This window comes from Nitrospinota bacterium (assembly GCA_016235255.1).
GTDB lineage: Bacteria > Nitrospinota_A > UBA7883 > UBA7883 > JACRLM01 > JACRLM01.
In genome coordinates this window covers 40,373-56,915 of record JACRLM010000005.1, presented here as the reverse complement: position 1 = coordinate 56,915, position 16,543 = coordinate 40,373, and the positions used below count along the sequence as shown (strand labels likewise).

Here is a 16,543-nt window from a genome sequence, read left to right as displayed (position 1 = left end):
TCCTACTCCAAAACTTCCGTTATCACACCCGCGCCCACGGTGCGTCCGCCCTCGCGGATCGCGAACCTAAGCTCTTTTTCCATCGCGATTGGCGTGATCAGCTCAACGCTTATAGACACGTTGTCGCCGGGCATCACCATCTCCACTCCGGCAGGAAGGCTGGCAACCCCAGTCACGTCCGTCGTCCGGAAATAAAACTGCGGCCGGTAACCGTTGAAAAACGGTGTGTGCCGCCCCCCCTCTTCCTTGGTCAATATGTAAGCTTCCGCCTTGAACTTCCGGTGCGGGGTGATCGAACCGGGCTTCGCGCACACCTGCCCGCGCTCCACTTCCTCGCGCTTCGTGCCGCGAACAAGAAGCCCGACGTTGTCGCCAGCCATGCCCTCGTCAAGGGTCTTGCGGAACATCTCAACACCGGTCACCACGGTCTTCTGCGTGTCCCGGATGCCGATTATCTCTATTTCCTCGCCAACCTTCACCTTGCCGCGCTCGATACGGCCAGTCACCACCGTGCCGCGGCCCGATATGGTGAACACGTCCTCCACAGGCATCAGGAACGGCTTCTCGATGTCGCGCTTGGGCTCGGGTATGAAGCTGTCTATCGCGTCCATCAGGTCGAATATGCACTTGTTGGCGGCGGCGTCATCCGGCTTCTGCAAAGCCTGGAGCGCCGAGCCCTTCACTATCGGGGTCTTGTCCCCGGGGAACTGGTACTTGTCCAAAAGCTCCCGGATCTCAAGCTCCACAAGCTCGAGCAGTTCCGGATCGTCCACCATGTCCACCTTGTTGAGGAACACAACGATGTACGGAACGCCCACCTGGCGGGCAAGCAGGATGTGTTCGCGCGTCTGGGGCATCGGGCCGTCCGCCGCCGACACCACCAATATGGCGCCGTCCATCTGGGCCGCGCCGGTGATCATGTTCTTCACGTAGTCCGCGTGGCCAGGGCAGTCCACATGCGCGTAGTGGCGCTTGGACGTCTGGTACTCCACGTGCGCCGTGGCTATCGTGATGCCGCGCTCACGCTCCTCGGGGGCCTTGTCTATCTGGTCGAACGGGACGTACTCCGCCCACCCCTTCTTGCTCAACACCTCGGTTATCGCCGCCGTGAGCGTCGTCTTGCCGTGGTCCACGTGACCTATCGTGCCTACGTTAACGTGCGGCTTGTCCCTCTTGAATGACTCTTTCGCCATAATCTCCTACCGGCCTCCCAAACGAGCGAACGAAATTGTAAAGTTTAATTTAGCCAACCAGCACTGTCAAGCGGCGTCCTTACCGCCCTTGCCGTTGTACTTGGCGACTATCTCTTCGGCTATCTGGCGCGGCACTTCCTCGTAGTGCGAGAACTGCATGGTGTACGTGGCGCGCCCCTGCGACATGCTGCGCACGTCCGTGGCGTAGCCGAACATGCCGGCCAGCGGCACGTTGGCCTTTATCACCTTGGCGTTGCCCCGCTCTCCCATCTCCTGCACCCTGCCGCGGCGGGACGAAAGGTCCCCCACGATATCTCCCATGTATGTGTCCGGCGTCACCACTTCCACCGCCATGATAGGCTCCAGCAGAGCGGGGGACGCTTTCCGGCAGCCGTCCTTGAACGCCATGGAACCGGCTATCTTGAACGCCATTTCCGACGAGTCCACCTCGTGGTAAGACCCGTCCGTGAGCGACACCTTCACGTCCACCACCGGATATCCGGCAAGGACGCCTGTGTTCATGGCCTCTTCGACCCCTTTTTGCACCGCAGGCACGTATTCCCTGGGAACCACGCCGCCGACGACCTTGTTCTCGAACTCAAAGCCCTTGCCCGGCTCCTGCGGCTCCACATCCAGCCACACATGGCCGTACTGGCCGCGTCCGCCGGTCTGCCGGACGAACTTGCCCTCTATCGAAACTTTCTTCTTTATCGTCTCGCGGTAGGCCACCATCGGCTTGGACACGTGCGCGTCCACCGAAAACTCCCTCTTGAGCCTGTCCACGATGATTTCCAGGTGAAGCTCCCCCATGCCGGATATAAGGGTCTGGCCCGTTTCCGGATCTGTGTTCACGCGGAAAGTGGGATCTTCGCGGGTCAGCTTGGAAAGCCCTTCGCCGAGCTTCTCCTGCTCCGCCTTCGTCTTAGGCTCGATGGCCACGGCGATGACCGGATCCGGGAAGTCCATCGACTCCAGCACTATGGGCCTGTCGTCCACGCTCAGAGTGTCCCCCGTGGTGGTGCTTTTCAAGCCCACCGCCGCGGCGATGTCCCCCGCGCGCACTTCCTTGATATCTTCGCGCTTGTTGGCGTGCATCCGAAGAAGCCGCCCGACGCGCTCTTTCTTCCCCTTCGTGGTGTTGTAAATGTACGAACCGGCCTCCAGCTCCCCCGAATATACGCGGAAGAAGGCAAGCTGCCCCACGAACGGGTCTGTGATTATCTTGAACGCCAGCGCGGAGAAAGCCTCGGCGTCGTCCGCCTTGCGGCTTTCCGTTTCGCCGGTGTCCGGGTTGATCCCCTCCACCGACGAGATTTCCAGAGGCGACGGCAGGAAGTCCACCACCGCGTCCAGAAGGGCCTGCACCCCTTTGTTCTTGAACGATGCGCCGCAGATCACCGGGATGATCGTCATCGCGCAAGTCCCCTTGCGGATGGCCGCTATTAACTTTTCGGCGGGTATCTCCTCGCCGCCAAGATACATCTCCATCAGGTTGTCGTCCACGTCGGCCAGGGCCTCGATCATTTTCTCGCGGTACTGGGCGGAGATTTCCTTTAAGTCCGCCGGGATTTCAATATGCTTGTAGGTGGAGCCGAGCACGTCGTCGGAGGTGTATATCACCCCTTTCATCGTGACCAGGTCCACAAACCCGGTGAAAGTGTCCTCCGCCCCTATCGGAACGTGGAGGCTGACGGCGTTGTGGCCGAGCCTGTCCTTCACCTGCTTTACCACCTCGAAATAGTTGGCGCCCACCCTGTCCATCTTGTTGACGAAGGCGATGCGCGGAACTTTGTATTTATCGGCCTGGCGCCACACCGTCTCGGACTGGGGCTCCACGCCGCCCACGGCGCAGAACACGCCCACCGCGCCGTCGAGCACGCGAAGGGACCGCTCCACTTCCATCGTGAAGTCCACGTGGCCGGGGGTGTCTATTATGTTTATGGTGTGGTTCTTCCACTGGCAGGTGGTGGCCGCAGAGGTGATGGTGATGCCGCGCTCCTGCTCCTGCACCATGTAGTCCATCACGGCGGTGCCCTCGTGCACCTCGCCGATCTTGTGCGTGATGCCGGTGTAGAACAGGACGCGCTCCGTCGTCGTGGTCTTGCCCGCGTCTATGTGGGCCATGATGCCGATGTTGCGGACTTTTTCGAGAGCTACTTTGCGGGCCACTTGCCTATCTCCTGTCTATTACCACTTATAATGGGAGAAAGCCTTGTTGGCCTCCGCCATCTTGTGCGTGTCTTCCTTTTTCTTTACGGACGAGCCTGTGTTGTTGGCGGCGTCCATTATCTCTCCGGCCAGCTTGTTGAAAAAGCCGCGCTCTCCCCTGCCCCGGGCGCTGTCTATCAGCCAGCGGATGGAAAGGGCCGCGCGCCTGTCGGACTTGACCTCCACAGGTATCTGGTACGTCGAACCGCCCACGCGGCGGGACTTGACTTCCAGGAACGGCTTCACGTTCTCCACCGCCTGCTTGAACACTTCCATCGGGTCCTTTTTCGTCTTCTGGCCCACTATGTCCAGGGCGCGGTAGAAAAGCCCCTCGGCGGTGCTCTTCTTGCCGTCCTTCATGACGACGTTGACGAAACGGCTCACCAGCGTCTCCCCGTATTTCGGGTCCCCGCTTAGGCTTCTTTTTGTGGCTACTCTGCGTCTGGGCATCTTTACATATCCTCTTTATTTCTTGCCGGCAGGCTTGCCGGCCGGCTTGCCGCCCGCCGCCGCGCCCGCCTTGGGCATCTTCGCGCCGTACTTGGACCTGCTCTGCCTGCGCGCGTCCACCCCGAGGGTGTCCAACGCGCCGCGCACCACGTGGTAACGCACGCCGGGAAGGTCCTTCACCCTGCCGCCGCGGATGAGCACAATGGCGTGCTCCTGCAGGTTGTGTCCCACGCCGGGGATGTATGTGGTGACCTCATACCCGTTGGTCAGCCGCACCCTGGTGACCTTGCGGAGCGCCGAGTTCGGCTTTTTCGGGGTGGAGGTATACACCCTCACGCACACGCCGCGCCGCTGCGGGCAGCTTGTGAGCGCCGGGCTTTTGGTTTTCCTGGTGGACTTCTCCCGCCCTTTTCTGACCAGCTGGTTGATAGTCGGCAATTTACTGTCTCTCCAATATCCGTTTACTCTATCGCGGCCTTGCCGCGCTTCTTTATAAGAGCGCGCCGTTACATAAAACGGGCCGCCATCCGGTGAATCCGTTTTCACCGGAAAAGGTAAAGATTAATTGAAACAAAGGCTGATGTCAAGTTCCCAAATACATTTTTTCCAGGTTTCAGGATGGGGCGGGGCGGGCAAAGTAAGGCTTAGCTCTTGAAAAACCTCGGGAAGAACATCGGCGTCCTGCTCCGGTACTCTATATAATCGTTTCCGAGCCTTGTTTCAAGCTCCGGTTCCTCCACTTTTTTCACGAAAATCCGGGCTCCGATCACCAAAACAGGGGTCACAAGGAAAAACAGCGTGGCTGAATTCAATACCGCTCCCGCCCCGAAATACATCATGAATATCCCGCCGAGCATCGGATTGCGGGAATATGAGTATGGCCCGTCTGTCACAAGCCGTGGCGGCGGATTCAACGGAACGGGCGTCCCCCTGGCCGCTATGAACCGCGCTACCGCCCATGTGGCAAGAAAGGCTCCCGCCGCCAGCAGTGGTATGCCTATGAGCGCCGCCAGCCACCCCGGCAGAAATCCCTGGATTCCTAACCGTTTTTCCACAACCACAGGGATCATAAGCGCCGCGGACACAAATGACAAAAATCCCAGCCCCGTGACCGCCGACAACGCGGCTCGCGGACCGGCGGGCAACCTTAACGACCAGGCCATAAGCCTGATCCACTTTTCCTTAAAATCCATATGATGACCTTCGTTCATTGTATCGCCTTTCCTTTTGAAAGAGGATGGATGTTGTTATAGGATATAGACAGCCATCCGGGGGGTGTCCGCCGGGGGATAATAAAACTGATTATCGCAGTATTAGGAGGGTGAAAATATGAAAGCGATTTTGGGAGCCCTGGCCGCATTGGCGATTTCCGCCGGTCCGTCTTTGGCGGCGGATGGAGCCGATGTGTACAACAAGAAGTGCAAGATGTGCCACGATATGCCCGGCAGCGGCAAGACCAAGGTCGGCCCGGACATAAAGGGCACGACGATGACGCTCGAACAGTTCACCAAACAGGTAAGCGAAGGCTCCGAATGGGTAGGCAGGACGGCGCCCAGGATGGCCGGGTTTGAAAAGAAAAAAATGCCCCCGGTGAAGGGCCTTTCCGCCGATGAGATCAAGGCTGTTTACGAATTCAGCAAGGCCACGCACTGATCGAAGCTTCCTGACATTCCGGGGCGAAGCGTAAAACCTTCGCCCTTTTTTTGCCTCCTGATTCTTCTTTCACGGCCATTCATCTTTTCGCCCCTCTTTTAATCTTCAATTAATCTTCGCCGTTTATCCTTCAGGCATGGAACATGACAACGGAGGTCTGAACATGGCTGACAAAAAGGAGACCTTTGCGCCGGGGGAGGCGCATTCGCATTCATAATGACCGGTTGACTTATATGTTTTGACCGTGTGATATTAAGAAGCTATGGCAAATCCGGGGCGTAGCGCAGCCTGGTAGCGCGCCTGCTTTGGGAGCAGGATGCCGGAGGTTCAAATCCTCTCGCCCCGACCATTCTAAAAAACGCGGCGCCACCTTCAATACCGGGGCGTGTCTATATCCAACCCTCTTCACGGTACCACTCGATTGTCCGCCGCGCTCCTTCGCGCACGTCAACTTTCGGCGAGTAGCCAAGCTCCTTTTTCGCCCGTTCTATGGAAAATGCCCGGTTCTTGGCGAAAAACTCCACCCGGCGCCGGAACAGCGGCGGCTCTATTCCGAAAGGCCGGCAGACAGCCTCGCACACCGCCGCGGCCAGCCACACCGGCCAGTACGGCACCGGCGCCTTTTCAAGCTTCACTCCCGCCTCGGCGGCGATTGTCCGGGCCCATTCGTTGAGGGTCAGATATTTCTCACCGCCGATTATGTACACTCCGCCGGGGGAGCGGGGGGACTCGTAGGCGGCGATAAGCCCTTCCACAAGGTCGTCCACGTACACCGGATGGGCCAGGGTCTCCCCGTCCCCGATCATGCGGAACGAGCCGTCGGCGATGAACTTGAACAGCTTTAGCATCCGCCTGTCGCCCGGGCCGTACACCATCGCCGGGCGGGCCACCGTCACCTCCAGCCCCTCGTTTCCGTTAAAGCCGAGCGCCACGCTCTCCCCTTCCGCCTTGGTCACCTGATAGATGTCCTCCGCGTTCACCGGATAGTCCTCGGTGGCGGGGTGATTTTTTATGTTGCCCAGCACCCCGGTGGTGGAACAGTGCAGCGCGCGTTTGGCGCCGTGGCGCGAGGCGGCCTCCAGTAATGCGCGGGTGGCGTGGACGTGCACGTCCCAGAAATCGCTGTCCGGCAGGGCGGCGGACGTGACGATGGAGGCGAGGTTGAAAAGCCCGATGGCGTTGTCCATGAGCCAGTCCACCACTTCGGGGTCGCGTATGTCCCCCTTGTATATCTGCGCCTCCAGCGATTCGAAATACCTGTCGTCCCGGGAGGAGCGCACAAGCACACGCAGCTTGTATCCTCTTTCATACAGCGCGCGGCAAAGCCTTTTGCCGACGAATCCGGAAGCGCCGGTGACCACCACCCTTTCCGCGGGGCCGCGCGGGGCGCGTTCCAGCGCCTTGTCAGCAGGCAAGGGGGTGTTTATCGGGCAGGAATCGTTATCGCCGCTCATGGCTTTCCGGCCAGCAGGTTGTCTTTTATGAACACTCCAAGGTAGTTCACCGGCACGCCGAGGATTGTCTTGCGGGCCAGCATGTCGCACGTGGCGCACGGGTCCAGCCCGGCCACGGCGCGATCTTTCATCCTGCGGCGCATGGCGCGCATCGCATCGCCGTTCCAGACGGAGGCGACGGAAGAGTCCGCCACGGAGCCGATCTTTATCTTGCCGAAAAAGTCCTGTGGGCAGGCGGCCACCGTGCCGTCGAAGAATATGGTCATCGAATACCACAGGAACGTGCAGGGAGTGAACCTGCCGGAGCCGACGCCGCGCCCGTATTCCGAAAAATCGCCGGCCCAGTTGTGCGGCGCGCGCACCACGAACCTGTCCAGCGGCAGCCCGTTGAAGTTTTCCAGGAAGGCGGAGCGCCTCGCCTCGCGCCCTTCCGGCGCCTCCCCCACCTCCATCACCTGCACGATGGAAAAGGGGCCGCGCCCCATCTCTTTTTTTATCGCCAGGAATCTCCGGATGTTCTCCATGGTCGTGTCAAAATCGCCGCCAAGCCGGTTTTTCCCGTACACCTCCTTCGTGTATCCGTCCACAGAGAACGATATGTACGAAAGCCCGGCCTCTATAAGTTTTGCGGCGCGCTCTCCGGTGAGCAGACCCGCGTTGGTGTGCAGCCTTGTCTTGATCCCCCGGTCCGAGCAATAGCGGACCATCTCGTTGAGCTTGGGGTGGATCAGCGATTCGCCCCGGTGGAACAGGTTCACGTCGTTTAGCGCGCCCGCAAGCTCGTCAATCACCCGGGTGAAAAGCTCCATTTTCATCAGACCCTTGTCGAATTTCGCGTCCTCCATGCCGTTCGGGCAGTATCCGCAATGGAAGTTGCACGAAGGGGTCGGCTCTATCCAAATCCGCGTGGGGAGGTGGGGCGCGATCTCGGCCCGTTTCAGGTATGAAATATATACCCGCGAAAGCCTTGCCAGGGACGTTAAGCGGGACATGGTCAGATCTTCTTTAAAATGTGTGAAATGGTGTTCGGACTGAGCAGCCGGAAAAAGTCCAGCCTGGGCGCAAGGTAGCTTAGATACTGGTTTAAAGGGCTCACGCAGGTGACCCAGCATATGGGGTGGTTGCCTTCTTTTATCTCACGGCGCACCTGGTCGGTCCGGGGTGAGAACCATATTTCGTTGAAAGATTTTTCCGACAGGTTCCCAAGTTTCTTGAACGCCACGGGGCACGGATACAGGTCTCCGTTCGGGTGTATCTGCGCGGTGGTGTAACCGGCCACGCAACGGTATTTATACAGCTCGTCCGGCCTGTTGAGGTAGGTCTCGAACTCGTCGAAATAACCTCGCGGATGGGGGAGCATGTCCGGATAGTCGCGGAACAGCCCGTCAAGCTGCTCTTTTAGCGTGGGCAGCAGGTCTTGCGGCAATATCAGGTCGCGGTTGGGCGAATACTTGTCGAAGGTGTTGGTCATCTCGATGGTCAGCCCGTTTATCCCGGCCTCCCTGGCAAGCTTTGCGACGCCGTTGAGCTGCCCGACGTTTTTTGCGTTGATAGTGGTGTTAAAGAACAGCCTGATGCCCGGCTTTGCGGCCCGTAGGTTGCGCACTGCCTGGAACACCCTGTCAAACGCCCCTTTCACCCCTCGGATTTCGTCGTGGGTGGCGGCGTTGTCCCCGTCCATGGAAATGTACAGCATGTCCAGCCCGCAATCGGCGATCTTGCGGGCGATCTTCCCGTTTATCAGGAAGGCGTTGGAATTGCCCCCCACCTTCATCCCCAGCGATTTTGCGTGGGCTATGAGTTCGTAAACAGTCTTCTGCAAAAACATCTCGCCGCCGGAGAAGGAGACATGGCGGACGCCGGATGCGGCCAGGTCGTCCAATATCTTCTTCTGCTTGTCCAGCGGCAGGGTGTTCTTGCGGACCTCTTCGTGCGGTATTTTCCATATCTGGCAATGCTGGCATTTCAGGTTGCAATGGTATGTAAGCTCCCATTGGACCTTCATGGGGCCGCATACGGGGCGCACCCCCCCCAACTTGAACTTCGCCAGGTTTAGAAGCTGCTTTATCATTGCCATAAAATAAATCAAGGGGCCGTATAAGCCCCCTCTTCAATTTCCATCATATACGTAAACGCCGGTCTTTTCTCCTTTCCCCTCCTTTTTCAAGGAGTGGTGGCGGCCTCCGCCGGGGTGGTAATGCAACACAAATATCACCCCCTCCCGCCTTTGGCGGACTCCCCCTTATAAAGGGGGAGAAACATCGCCCTGGCCGGAAGGCGCCGGGAATCCTGCGTAAGCTTCCGCCGTTTTGCGCTTGAAAACATCGTAATTGAAGTTGCGTTCGACAAATTCCTTGCCGCGGCCGCCAATCTCTTCACGCAACTCCTTACTTTTTAATAATAACAGAATGGCGGAGGCGTATTCCACCTTTTCCGGCCGCGCCAGCACGGCGATTTGCCTTGTGAGCGCCTGCGTATGCACCGGCAGGTCGGTTGCGGCCACCGGTTTGCCTGTCTTCAAATAGGTATATATTTTCAGCGGCGTATTCGTCCCCTCGATCCGCGGGGATAGCAGAACGTCCGCCATCTGATAATACAACGCCATCAATTCCACAGGCTTGGGGCCGGTGAAGATCACGTTGCGCCCGATCCCCAGAACGCGCGCGGCGGAGGTATATTTTGCGATGGACGCGGCGTCACCGCCAACGATAACAAAGCGCGCCTCCGGCATGACGGTCGCCACTTCGGCGGCCGATTCGAGCAAAAGGTCTATCCCCTGGTATTTTTCCAGGTTGCCGGTATATACGGCTATGGGGGCGTTTTCAGGGATGTGAATATCGCGCCTGACAGTCTCCACGGTGATCCCCTGAGGCGGGGGGGGTGAGTCCAGCGGGATGTCCTCTATCTGGTGGATGATGGACGGATCAACGTATTTTGCCGCCGCGTCCGTCAGGTATTTGCATACGGTGATCACGCTTGAAGCTTTCTTCAAGGCGTCCGTCTCCATTTTCCCGAAAGCGGACAGCAGCGGCCCATCCTTGAAAAACCCGGAATATTTCAGCTGGTCGGACATGTGCGAGTCCATGTCATAAACATACGGTATCCCGAAAAACATCTTGAGCAAACGCGCGATAAATACCGATTCCTCCACCGCGTGCACAACGTCGTACTTGTTGGTAAAGGCCATCATCGTGGCCTTTGCCATCATCAATGCGTCATAGGCTATTTTCGTTTTGGAGGGGCCGATTGGAGCTTTCCCAAGCCCCGGCGTTTGCCAGACCCTGTGTATGGAAACGTTAGGGATGGCCACGTCCGCCCCGTGGGGGAACGCAAGGATGTCCACGGTGTGCCCAAGCTCAGACAGGGCCATGAGCATCAGCCGGACGTTGAACGGGGTGCCCCGCTCCTCGAAAAAAGGCTGGGGGGCCAGGAACAATATCCGCATCTTTTACGCCTTGAAAACTTTGGTCAATCATAGCTTTTGGTAATGCCCGATGTCTAGAAACAAGAGGAGAAAGTTGAATATATTGACATATCAGGGGCATGGGCATATCGTAAAGCTAGGGAAACAGGAGAATTGGAATATTATGCCTGAAAGAGTGGATGCAGTTGAAAAGGCTCCGCCTCCTCCTCCAAGGGAAAGGCAACGGCCTGCGGAAAGAGCGCCGGAACCCGAAAGGGAGCCGCCACCACCTCCGCCCCCACGGGAGGAAGCGCCTCCACCGCCACCACCTCCGCCACCGCCCAATAGACCTGTGGCCGAAAAAGAGATTGGCGGCACGGTGAACGTGGAAACGTGAATTTCGCGTTTCCCTGGGAAGGTTATTTTGGGTAAACTGCCCAAGGGTGGAAATATTCAGCGTTAAATGAGGAAAACCACATATGCCTGACGTTGGAATGGCCAGGAACGGCATGGACGTGCCGTCGCCGGGCAGACGCTTGAGAAACGCCGCCAAGAAAAGGGCGGACGCTTATGTTGAAAAGAAGGTGATGGACGCCATGGCCTCGCCCAAAGCGGCGCCGGAGGCCACAAACGCCGCACCCACAAAGAACGCCGAACAGGCAAAGACCGCCGCGCCTCAAAAAATGGCCGCGGCCGCGTCAACAGCCGGAGCGAAAATAGACGCCAAGGCGTAAGGGGCGGGAATCCGCCCCCGGTCTTTTATTAGTTAAACCGGTTCCAGGCGGGGATGACGGCGGCCACTTCAAACCTGAACGCATAAGTCCGCAAGTCCCCTTTCACCTTCACCGGCAGGTCCAGCCCGATGGTCTGCCCTTTGTTGGCCTTCGCCTTGTCGTCCTTCAGGTTGAAAAGAGGATACACATACCACGTCCATTCCTCCAGCTTCTCCACGTTCTTCACAGGGGAGACGTAATCTTCCACCGTCTCGCCCGGATTTAGGGTGGAAGGCTCCGGATCGTCCCGTTTGGCGGTGAATATGGATCTCATGTTCGCTAGCGAGTGTTTCGCCCCGTCTATGTTCACGAAGGCCCCCCTCCCCCAGTCAATCACCACCGGCTCGGCGGACACGTTCTTCACGGCGAAGTGTATCTTCTTCTCGTCGAACCAGAAGTTGATCTCCAGCGCGTCGTCCTTGAACTGCTTTTCACTGGAGTAAACGGGCTGGGTCAGGGCGTAATAGTTGGTGTACACATAAGGGGACACTTCCGAGCATCCCGCCGCCGCCATGACGGCCGCCACAAGGGCCAGCGCCGCCGCAATGTTTGGACGTTTCATGCGCGTATCACCTCCATCAATCTCTCCGTGACAGGCACCACGTCCCCCACGTCCTTTCCATAAGCGTCCGCCCCGATCTCCGTGGCGAATCCCTGGGTCACCACCGCGCCCCCAACCATCACCTTGTATGGCAGCGCGGCTGACTTCACCTGGTCCACCACTTCTTTCATCCGCATCATGGTGGTGGTCATCAGCGCGGAAAGGGCTATTATATCAGCATCGTTCTCCCTGGCGGCCTTGAGTATCTCCTCGCATGGGACGTTGCGGCCAAGGTCTATCACGTTGAATCCGAAGTTGGACAGCATTATCACGCACACGTTCTTGCCGATGTCGTGTATGTCCCCCTTGACGGTGGCGAACACCACCGTCCCCTTGTCGGCCTTGCGTCCGCTCGCCTTCAACACAGGATCGAGCACCGCCACGCCCCGTTTCATCGTGTCCGCCGCCGCCACAAGGTGCGGGATGAACTTTTTGCGCTGGGCGAAAAGATCGCCAAGATGCCGTATGGCCGGGGTCATCACGTCCACGAAAATGCCCATCGCCTCGTGCCCTTCGGACAGGGCCAGATTGGTGAGCCCCTCGATGCTGTCCTTGTCCCCGTCCACGATGGCCGAAGATATCTTCTCCAGCGTGGTCTTCGGCGCGGAAGGTTCGCCCGGCTTTGCGGCCTGCTCGTCCTTCGGCTCCATCATGTCTATGTACACCCGGCAGCCCGCGTCCCGCCCGGAGAATAGCGATGCGGCGGCCACGGTGCGCGTCATCTCCTCGTCGTATGGATTGACTATCGCCGCGTCCAGCCCCGCCCCCATGGCCATGGCCAGGAACGCGTTGTTTATCGCCTTGCGCTGGGGCAGGCCGAAAGAGACGTTGGACACCCCCGCGATGGTGGGGCATCCGAACTGGCGGCGCACTTCCCGTATCGTGTCCAGCGTCTGGCGCGCCCCGTCCTGCATGGCGGACACCACCAGCGCCAGGCAGTCGAATATCACCCTGTCCCTGGGTATCCCGTTCTCCTCGAGCCTGCGCAGTATTTTTTCCGCGATCTTCAGCCGGTCCACCGCCCGCTCGGGGATATAATCCGCCGCCAGAAGCGCGATCACCGAAGCGCCGTGCCTTTTTATTATCGGTATCACCTCTCCGAGCCGCTCGTCCTCCCCGTTGATGGAGTTGACCAGCGCCCTGCCCGGGTACAATTTCAATCCGGCTTCCAGCGCGGATGCGTACGAACTGTCCAGCACCAGCGGCAACGGGGTGACGTTCTGCACCGCCACCACCGCTTTTTGCATCATCGCCGCCTCGTCCACAAGCGGCACCCCCATGTTCAGGTCCAGCGCGGTGGCGCCCATCTCGAACTGCTTGCGCGCGTCCGCCACCACCATGTCCATCCGCCCTTCCTTAATCGCCTCGGCGAAGGCTTTGCGCCCGGTGGGATTTATTTTCTCCCCCACCTTCACGAAAGGATGCCCCTCACCGGCGAACACGGTGGTCATCCTGCTGGAAAAGGCCATGCCAGCGGTTTGCGAGCGTTCCCCAGGCTTCTCCCCCTTCACGGCGGCGGCGGCCATGCGTATGTAATCCGGCGTGGTGCCGCAGCATCCGCCGATGATATTCGCCCCGGCGTGCACGAAAGGTTTAGCAAACGAGGCCACCTTGTCCATCGGCATTTCGAACACGGTCTTGCCGCCGCGGTTGATGGGCAGGCCGGCGTTGGGCTGGACCGCCACATACCTCCCGCACGCCGTGGAAAGCCGCTCCACCACGTTGACCATCGGCTCTGGCCCGATGGAGCAGTTCACCCCAAGGATGTCCACCCCCAGCGCGTCGAGGGTGATGGCGGCGGTGAGGGCGTCTGTTCCGGTGTCGGTCAACCCGTCGCCGGTGAATGTCATGGAGGCCATAAGCGGCACGGAGCCGCGCACGTCGTTGGCGGCGATGACGGCCGCCTTTATTTCCATAAGGTCGAACATGGTCTCGATGGAGATCATGTCCACCCCCGCCTCCACCAGGACTTTTATCTGTTCGCGGAATATGTCCACGGCCTCGTCGAAAGAGACCTCCCCTGCCGGGGCCACGATGGCGCCCAGCGGCCCCACGTCCCCCGCCACGAACTTGCCCGGCGCCCCTTTGCGGGCCAGGGCCACGGCGGCGCGGTTGATGTCCGCCAGCTTGCCTTGCGCGTTGTATTCGGAGAGGCGCAGCCTGCTGGCCCCAAATGTGTTTGTCAGCACGATGTCCGATCCGGCGTTGGCGTACTCGCGGTGGACGTCCGCTATCGCGTCGGGATTTTCCAGGTTCCAAAGGTCCGGGGCGTACCCGGCCGGAAGGTTGCGCCCCTGCAGAAGCGCCCCCATGGAGCCGTCCAGGAGAAGTATCCGTTTTTTCAGTTCATCGAGCAAAGCCATCAGGTCACCACGATTGTTTGAACACTTTTATAACGCGGAACGATTTGGAATTATAACCGATGGGGCGGGGAAGACGGTTTTTTATTGTTGCGCTGGTAACCCCGGCGAGCGTAAACCACCCTCGGCGATTCTTGTCATCCCGGCAACAGAAGAACACCGTTTCGCCGGGATCGCCCGGCCTGAACTTCGGTTTTTAGGAATCCGTGGTCAGCGACCACGGGGAAGCGCTACTAGAGGCGACCACCGGGAAGCACTACTAGAGACGGCCACCGGGAAGCACTAAGAATCCGTGGTCAGCGACCACGGGGAAGCGTTACTAGAGACGACCACCGGGAAAGCACTACTAGAGGCGACCACGGGGAGGCGCTACTAGAGACGACCACCGGGAAGCGTTAATAGAGGCGGCCAGCGCGTTTGCGGCCAGAAAGACCCGGCGCCGGACCAGTTGAACGCTCACCGGGGTGTTGTAGCCCGTAAGGGCGGTCACCCCGGTGTCCTATATGCGTGATACGAAGAGTCCGGGATGGCGCGCTTGCGCGCTCAAACACCCCGGACAGCAATAAAACATATCACCCCGGCGAGCGTAAATTCCGTGGTGAACCCCACCAGTGGCTTAGGCCGCCCTCACCGCATGATATAATTGGCATAGATTCAGCTGTATGTGGCAGCGACATCTTTGACCGTCAATATAAAAAAATGTTTTCATGTCCAAATTAAAGGCCAGGCAGTCGAAAAAAGACGGCGTTTACGAAGAGGGGGAGTATCCTGCGGACGACGCCCCCTTGGACGATTCCGCCGTCATGCTCCCCATAAAGCAGCGTCTTTACATGAAGTACAGGCCGCTTCTGTCGGGGCTGTCCGCCCGGTTCACCAACATTTCATACAGCATAGACGACGCTTCGCTGGCCACAAACCTCCATTTCGTGCTGGAGAAGGCCGGATTCACCATGCGTTCCCGCCCCAACCTGCGGGCGCTAAACCTCACCCAGTACCTGGCCCACTGGCTCAAGCGAGGCCACCTGATACTGCTGCATTACCGCCCAAAGCTGACAGACTACAACCTGATCGACCTTTTAAAGGAAATCCGCGCAATCGAGCCCGCCCTTTCGCTGGCTGGGCTTTTGCCGATCTTCGTGAGTCCCGCCTCGTCCAAAAAACAGCTTGAGGTGTTCCGCATGCTGTCCGGATTCGGCGTGCGGTTCGCCATGTTCCTGACGCCCAACGCCTCGCTGGAAAAGAATCTGGATGAAGCGCTGCAAAGCCTCGCCAGCTACCATGAGGCCCTCGAACGCGATTTCTTCGTGGAGGAAAAGGAGCCGAAGGGAGTTTCCGCCAGGGAGACGTCGAAGATCGAGGAGTACGCATATCTTGTGCAGACCGGCGAGGAGTTGATGAGAAAAGGGCGGCTGGAGGACGCCATCAACGTCTTCACCGAGGCCATCGCGATAAAGCCCAATTTCAAGGCGCTCATAAACCGCGGGGACGCATACTACAAGCTTCGCAAAGTGGTGGCGGCGCTCAACGATTACCGCGAGGCGCAAAAGATGCTGGACACCGCGCCGGACCCATACGCAAAGATCAGCGCGTGCTGTTTCACGCTGGCGCGGGAGGCGGCCAGATCCGAAGATTCCGGGAAAGCGCGGCGCTGGGCGGAAGTTGGGATGAAGCACATAAACGACGCCGTGGGGGTGATAAAAAAAGTCCAGCGCGAAGCGAAGAACATCCCCGGCATGACAGCCCCGGCCACCCCATACGGCCCAGTGCTTTTCGCGCTGACGGAGGCGGATTTCCGCGAAATGGGGCTGGAAGACGAATGGAAGCGGATAACCGAACTGGCTTCCCGGGTGATCGAGGAGACACGGGACATAAACGCGGACAATCAGGACGTGGAAATCGAAGCTCGCATAGACCGGGCCATAATCCTGGCGCGCAACAGGCATTACGAGGAGGCGGAGAAGATTTTCCGCGACGTGACAGAAAAAGATCCCGGCTCCGCCGGCCCGGCGTTCAACAACTTCGCGGTGGAACTGCGCAAGAACGGGGAGTTCGGCAAGGCGTTCGAGATATACCAGGAGCTTTTGAAATTCAGGATCCCGGACAGGGAGATCGTGGTGGAAAACATGGTCACCGCCGGGCTGCGCTACGGCGCGACGCTGCGCATGGCCGGCAGGGGGGAGGTGGCCACTTCGGTGTACCTGAGCGTGCTGGGCCAGAGGGTGCGCGAAAAGACCAGGCAAAGCGTCCTGTGCGAACTTGCCGCCACCTGCCTTGAAACAGGCGCCCCGGCGGAAGCGTCCAGCAGGCTTATGGAAGCTGTGTACCTGAATCCGGCGCTGATGAAAGAGCCCGGCTTCGCCGCCCGCTACCCCCGCCTTGTGGAGCTTAGCGCGGAGATGAAGGACAAGCTCGACGAAGCGGCGGGAAAACGGTAGCCACGCCGCGTTT

Annotated in this window: 14 protein-coding genes and 1 tRNA gene; 4 read left to right on the top strand and 11 right to left on the bottom strand. The window is 59.2% G+C overall.

From position 1 onward, the window contains the following. Nucleotides 1–2: 2 nt before the first annotated feature. The 5 genes from tuf to HZB29_00775 form a co-directional block, all read right to left on the bottom strand. Nucleotides 3–1,193, bottom strand: a complete 1,191-nt coding sequence (tuf, locus tag HZB29_00795) for an elongation factor Tu (protein ID MBI5814130.1) — start codon at nucleotides 1,191–1,193, stop codon at nucleotides 3–5. 66 nt (nucleotides 1,194–1,259) lie between these two features. Then, a complete protein-coding gene (fusA, locus tag HZB29_00790) occupies nucleotides 1,260–3,362 on the bottom strand; it encodes an elongation factor G (protein ID MBI5814129.1) in 2,103 nt (700 codons plus the stop codon). A gap of 18 nt (nucleotides 3,363–3,380) precedes the next feature. Then, nucleotides 3,381–3,851, bottom strand: a complete 471-nt coding sequence (rpsG, locus tag HZB29_00785) for a 30S ribosomal protein S7 (protein ID MBI5814128.1) — start codon at nucleotides 3,849–3,851, stop codon at nucleotides 3,381–3,383. Nucleotides 3,852–3,866: 15 nt separating this feature from the next. Next, nucleotides 3,867–4,289, bottom strand: coding sequence for a 30S ribosomal protein S12 (locus HZB29_00780; GenBank protein ID MBI5814127.1), 423 nt, complete (start codon nucleotides 4,287–4,289; stop codon nucleotides 3,867–3,869). A gap of 206 nt (nucleotides 4,290–4,495) precedes the next feature. Beyond that, entirely contained in the window at nucleotides 4,496–5,062 is a 567-nt protein-coding gene (locus tag HZB29_00775) for an isoprenylcysteine carboxylmethyltransferase family protein (GenBank protein MBI5814126.1), read from the bottom strand. A 118-nt stretch (nucleotides 5,063–5,180) separates the two neighbouring features. Between HZB29_00775 and HZB29_00770 the strand changes: the two genes are divergently transcribed. Both HZB29_00770 and HZB29_00765 read left to right on the top strand, forming a co-directional pair. Continuing rightward, nucleotides 5,181–5,504 (top strand): cytochrome c, encoded by a 324-nt coding sequence (locus HZB29_00770; protein MBI5814125.1) that lies wholly within the window; start codon nucleotides 5,181–5,183, stop codon nucleotides 5,502–5,504. Nucleotides 5,505–5,776: 272 nt separating this feature from the next. Further along, nucleotides 5,777–5,853: transfer RNA gene (locus HZB29_00765), tRNA-Pro, on the top strand. Between the two features lie 40 nt (nucleotides 5,854–5,893). Here the strand turns inward: HZB29_00765 and HZB29_00760 are convergent. The 4 genes from HZB29_00760 to HZB29_00745 all read right to left on the bottom strand — a co-directional run bounded on the left by HZB29_00760 (nucleotide 5,894) and on the right by HZB29_00745 (nucleotide 10,403). Then, the gene (locus HZB29_00760; GenBank protein MBI5814124.1) at nucleotides 5,894–6,958 is read right to left on the bottom strand and encodes an NAD-dependent epimerase/dehydratase family protein; all 1,065 of its coding nucleotides are present in this window, start codon (nucleotides 6,956–6,958) and stop codon (nucleotides 5,894–5,896) included. Beyond that, nucleotides 6,955–7,950 (bottom strand): radical SAM protein, encoded by a 996-nt coding sequence (locus tag HZB29_00755; protein ID MBI5814123.1) that lies wholly within the window; start codon nucleotides 7,948–7,950, stop codon nucleotides 6,955–6,957. Before HZB29_00755 ends, HZB29_00760 begins: the two co-directional genes overlap by 4 nt. Before the next feature lie 2 nt (nucleotides 7,951–7,952). Continuing rightward, the gene (locus HZB29_00750) at nucleotides 7,953–9,035 is read right to left on the bottom strand and encodes a radical SAM protein (GenBank protein MBI5814122.1); all 1,083 of its coding nucleotides are present in this window, start codon (nucleotides 9,033–9,035) and stop codon (nucleotides 7,953–7,955) included. A gap of 165 nt (nucleotides 9,036–9,200) precedes the next feature. After that, on the bottom strand, nucleotides 9,201–10,403 hold the full coding sequence (locus HZB29_00745; protein MBI5814121.1) for a glycosyltransferase family 4 protein: 1,203 nt from the start codon (nucleotides 10,401–10,403) through the stop codon (nucleotides 9,201–9,203). Nucleotides 10,404–10,840: 437 nt separating this feature from the next. Here HZB29_00745 and HZB29_00740 point away from each other — a divergent pair, with 437 nt between their 5' ends. Further along, complete coding sequence (locus tag HZB29_00740) at nucleotides 10,841–11,095, top strand: hypothetical protein (protein MBI5814120.1); 255 nt, start codon at nucleotides 10,841–10,843, stop codon at nucleotides 11,093–11,095. Nucleotides 11,096–11,123: 28 nt separating this feature from the next. Here HZB29_00740 and HZB29_00735 read toward each other — a convergent pair whose 3' ends face one another. Together HZB29_00735 and HZB29_00730 are read right to left on the bottom strand one after the other, a co-directional pair. Continuing rightward, nucleotides 11,124–11,696, bottom strand: a complete 573-nt coding sequence (locus HZB29_00735; protein ID MBI5814119.1) for a hypothetical protein — start codon at nucleotides 11,694–11,696, stop codon at nucleotides 11,124–11,126. After that, nucleotides 11,693–14,101: a homocysteine S-methyltransferase family protein gene (locus tag HZB29_00730; GenBank protein MBI5814118.1), complete on the bottom strand. Its 2,409-nt coding sequence runs from the start codon at nucleotides 14,099–14,101 to the stop codon at nucleotides 11,693–11,695. Before HZB29_00730 ends, HZB29_00735 begins: the two co-directional genes overlap by 4 nt. A 1,202-nt stretch (nucleotides 14,102–15,303) precedes the next feature. Here HZB29_00730 and HZB29_00725 point away from each other — a divergent pair. Then, entirely contained in the window at nucleotides 15,304–16,530 is a 1,227-nt protein-coding gene (locus tag HZB29_00725; protein MBI5814117.1) for a tetratricopeptide repeat protein, read from the top strand. Nucleotides 16,531–16,543: the final 13 nt, after the last annotated feature.

Excerpts from the sequence above, each read along its gene's own strand:
- tuf (MBI5814130.1), bottom strand. The coding sequence starts at position 1,193 with ATGGCGAAAGAGTCATTCAAGAGGGACAAGCCGCACGTTAACGTAGGC.
- HZB29_00740 (MBI5814120.1), top strand. The coding sequence starts at position 10,841 with ATGCCTGACGTTGGAATGGCCAGGAACGGCATGGACGTGCCGTCGCCG.
- HZB29_00760 (MBI5814124.1), bottom strand. The coding sequence starts at position 6,958 with ATGAGCGGCGATAACGATTCCTGCCCGATAAACACCCCCTTGCCTGCT.
- HZB29_00750 (MBI5814122.1), bottom strand. The coding sequence starts at position 9,035 with ATGGCAATGATAAAGCAGCTTCTAAACCTGGCGAAGTTCAAGTTGGGG.
- HZB29_00725 (MBI5814117.1), top strand. The coding sequence starts at position 15,304 with ATGTTCCTGACGCCCAACGCCTCGCTGGAAAAGAATCTGGATGAAGCG.
- HZB29_00745 (MBI5814121.1), bottom strand. The coding sequence starts at position 10,403 with ATGCGGATATTGTTCCTGGCCCCCCAGCCTTTTTTCGAGGAGCGGGGC.
- HZB29_00735 (MBI5814119.1), bottom strand. The coding sequence starts at position 11,696 with ATGAAACGTCCAAACATTGCGGCGGCGCTGGCCCTTGTGGCGGCCGTC.
- HZB29_00770 (MBI5814125.1), top strand. The coding sequence starts at position 5,181 with ATGAAAGCGATTTTGGGAGCCCTGGCCGCATTGGCGATTTCCGCCGGT.
- rpsG (MBI5814128.1), bottom strand. The coding sequence starts at position 3,851 with ATGCCCAGACGCAGAGTAGCCACAAAAAGAAGCCTAAGCGGGGACCCG.
- HZB29_00755 (MBI5814123.1), bottom strand. The coding sequence starts at position 7,950 with ATGTCCCGCTTAACGTCCCTGGCAAGGCTTTCGCGGGTATATATTTCA.
- HZB29_00775 (MBI5814126.1), bottom strand. The coding sequence starts at position 5,062 with ATGAACGAAGGTCATCATATGGATTTTAAGGAAAAGTGGATCAGGCTT.